This is a genomic window from Actinomycetota bacterium (assembly GCA_035759705.1).
GTDB lineage: Bacteria > Actinomycetota > CADDZG01 > JAHWKV01 > JAHWKV01 > JAJCYE01.
Window position 1 is genome coordinate 1 of record DASTUJ010000044.1, and the last position, 2,556, is coordinate 2,556.

Annotated in this window: 2 protein-coding genes; both read right to left on the reverse strand. The window is 67.6% G+C overall.

Annotated features, from left to right (window positions below):
- Positions 1-82: 82 nt before the first annotated feature.
- The gene (locus VFV09_03025) at positions 83-250 is read right to left on the reverse strand and encodes a hypothetical protein (protein ID HEU4866679.1); all 168 of its coding nucleotides are present in this window, start codon (positions 248-250) and stop codon (positions 83-85) included.
- 242 nt (positions 251-492) lie between these two features.
- On the reverse strand, positions 493-1,962 hold the full coding sequence (gene ltrA, locus VFV09_03030; protein HEU4866680.1) for a group II intron reverse transcriptase/maturase: 1,470 nt from the start codon (positions 1,960-1,962) through the stop codon (positions 493-495).
- Between the last annotated feature and the right edge of the window lie 594 nt (positions 1,963-2,556).

Below are 2,556 nucleotides of genomic sequence, written 5' to 3' on the forward strand. Positions count from 1 at the left end.
CAGTAGGGACGCGAAGGGCGTCGGCTGCCACCCAGGGCATCTCTGAGCGCCGCCCGGTGTGGGCGGGTGCGGGGCGGGGTGGTCAGGTGTCGGCTGGGGGTGCGCTGCGTCGGCGGTCGCTGCGCCGGCGGTCGTGGGAGATGTCGAGGGTGCCGGTGTGGTCGCGGAGGAACTGGTAGCCGTGCGGGCTGGTCCACAGATACGACCCGGGTTCGAGGACGTGGTAGGTCCAGCCGCCGTGGGTCTTCAACCGGTGATGTCGGCGGCACAGGGGGGCGATCGAGCACACACAGGTCGGTCCGCCCCTGTTGTGGGGGATCACGTGGTCGCGGTCGCAGGGATGCTCATCGGCTCTGAGTGGTCGGGCGGGTCGGGTGCAGGTGAGTCGGCCCGGGGCGCGGTGCCTCGGTTGCTCGGGGTCGGTTTCCCCGGGCCGCTCTCCGAACCCGGCGTGCGGCTTTCACCGCACCGGGCTCTCCACGGTTTCTGCACTCAGGCTGGTTCGGACAGGCGGATGAAGGGGTTGGGGATCGCGTTGCCCCGGTAGCGGTACCGACGGATCGGGATGCTGGTGGGGTTGAACAGGTCGATCTCGTCCGCGTGGATGGGTCGCCACCGGCCCGTGGGGCCGACCAGCCAGTTGCGGATGTCGTGCCACTTCCAACGGTGTCGGGTGCGCTGCCAGTGCACGATCCGCCACCAGGTGAACTGCCTGAGGTGGTCGAAGGTGCGGGTAGCGGCCGCGTGCCGGAAGTAGTTCGCCCAGCCACGCGTGATCTGGTTGATCCGGATCAGCGTGTCCTTCAGGTCCGCCTGTGATGTCCTGCGGGTCAGGGCACGGATCTTCGCCTTCACCGACTGCAGGGCTCGTTGGGCCGGGAAGGTGTAGACGTACCACTTGTTGGTGCCCCTCTTGCGGTCCCACCGGATGTGGAACCCGAGGAAGTCGAACCCCTCGCTCATGTGCACGATCCGGGTCTTGGCCGGCGACAGCCGCAGCCCCATCGGTTCCAGCACACGAACGATCTCCTCGCGCAACTCGGTCAGGTGGGGTTCGGACCCATCGGTGAGCACCACGAAGTCGTCCGCGTAGCGGACCAGGCGCCAGTTCGGCAGGTCTTTCCACCTCCTCCTGCGTCGCCGCATTGCTGTGGACATCTCCGCCCCCGGTGACCATGACGCGTGCAGTGCCTCGTCGAGGACCGACAGCGCGATGTTGGCCAGCAGTGGTGAGAGGATGCCGCCTTGCGGTGTCCCGGTGTGGGTGTCCTCGAACTCGCCGAGTTCACTGAGGATCCCGGCTTTGAGGAACGCCCTCACCAGGGCGAGCACCCGCTTATCCTTGACCCGGCCACGGACCCGGCCCATCAGGGCGGTGTGGTCGATCCGGTCAAAGCACGCCTCGATATCCGCGTCCAGCACCCACCGATAGCCCTGGGAACCGAACAGGTGGATCTCGGCGATCGCGTCGTGCGCGCGCCGGTGTGGCCGGAACCCGTAAGAGACCGGCACGAAGTCGGCCTCGAAGATCGGTTCCAGCACCAGCTTCAACGCAGCCTGAACGACCCGGTCGGTCACCGTGGGAATGCCCAGGCGTCGGACCTTTCCCGACCCGCCCGGTTTGGGGATCTTGCGTTCCCGCACCGGTTGGGGCCGGTACTCCCCGCACTTGATCAGGGAGCGAAGGTCGTCCAAGAATTTGTGGGTCCCGACCTCGCGTTCGATCCGGGCAACTGTCCACCCGTCCGAACCCGCTGTCTTGGCCCCGCGATTGTCCGCGACCCGGTTCCACGCCACGATCAGCGTGGCCGGGTCGTGCACGAGGTTGAACAGGTCATCGAACCGACGGCCAGGATCGGCCGCCGCCCAACTGTGCAGCTTGGTCTGAATCTGCGATACCCACGCGGCCGGGTACTCCCGAACCGGTGGAGCGCCGATATTCACCGACGCGTCTGCCGCCATGACATCTCCTCACTGCTCGAATACCGCTGCCGCCCTTCGCCATGTGACCGGCTCTCCCGGCCTCGGACTACTACGACGGCTCCGCCCCGTCCCGACCCGATCGGTCGACGGTGGACCCAACCCACCGCGGTCGCTGGCCGCGCCCGCAGTCGGCAGGGTCGAGACGGTTCCCGTGTTCACTCATCGATCGCTCGGCGAAGGAGGCACCCGACTTGGCCCCTGCGACATCGCCATGGCTACAACCCGCAGCACGTCACCACGGCCTCCCCGTCGGCCCTTGCAAACCTCAGGAGAGTTCCCCACCCGTTCACCACGGGCAGGTGCGCGTCGCCTCCGGCCCAGATCCGCCAGGTTTCGAGCCGGTGCGTCTTGGAGAGGCGTAAACGCCGGTTCCTCACGTATACCTTTTCGCCACGCTCGCCACACCCGCGCCGTCTGGCAGTACCAGCACGCCATGGCTTTGTCAGGGCCGCTTGCCACCCAATCCCAGCACCTCCCGGGTCAGGCTGCCCTCAGCTTCACCGGCCCGCTGCGACGGGCTCGGCGGCGACGGTCTCTCACCTCCGCTCGATCAACAAGCGCCTCACGGCGCAC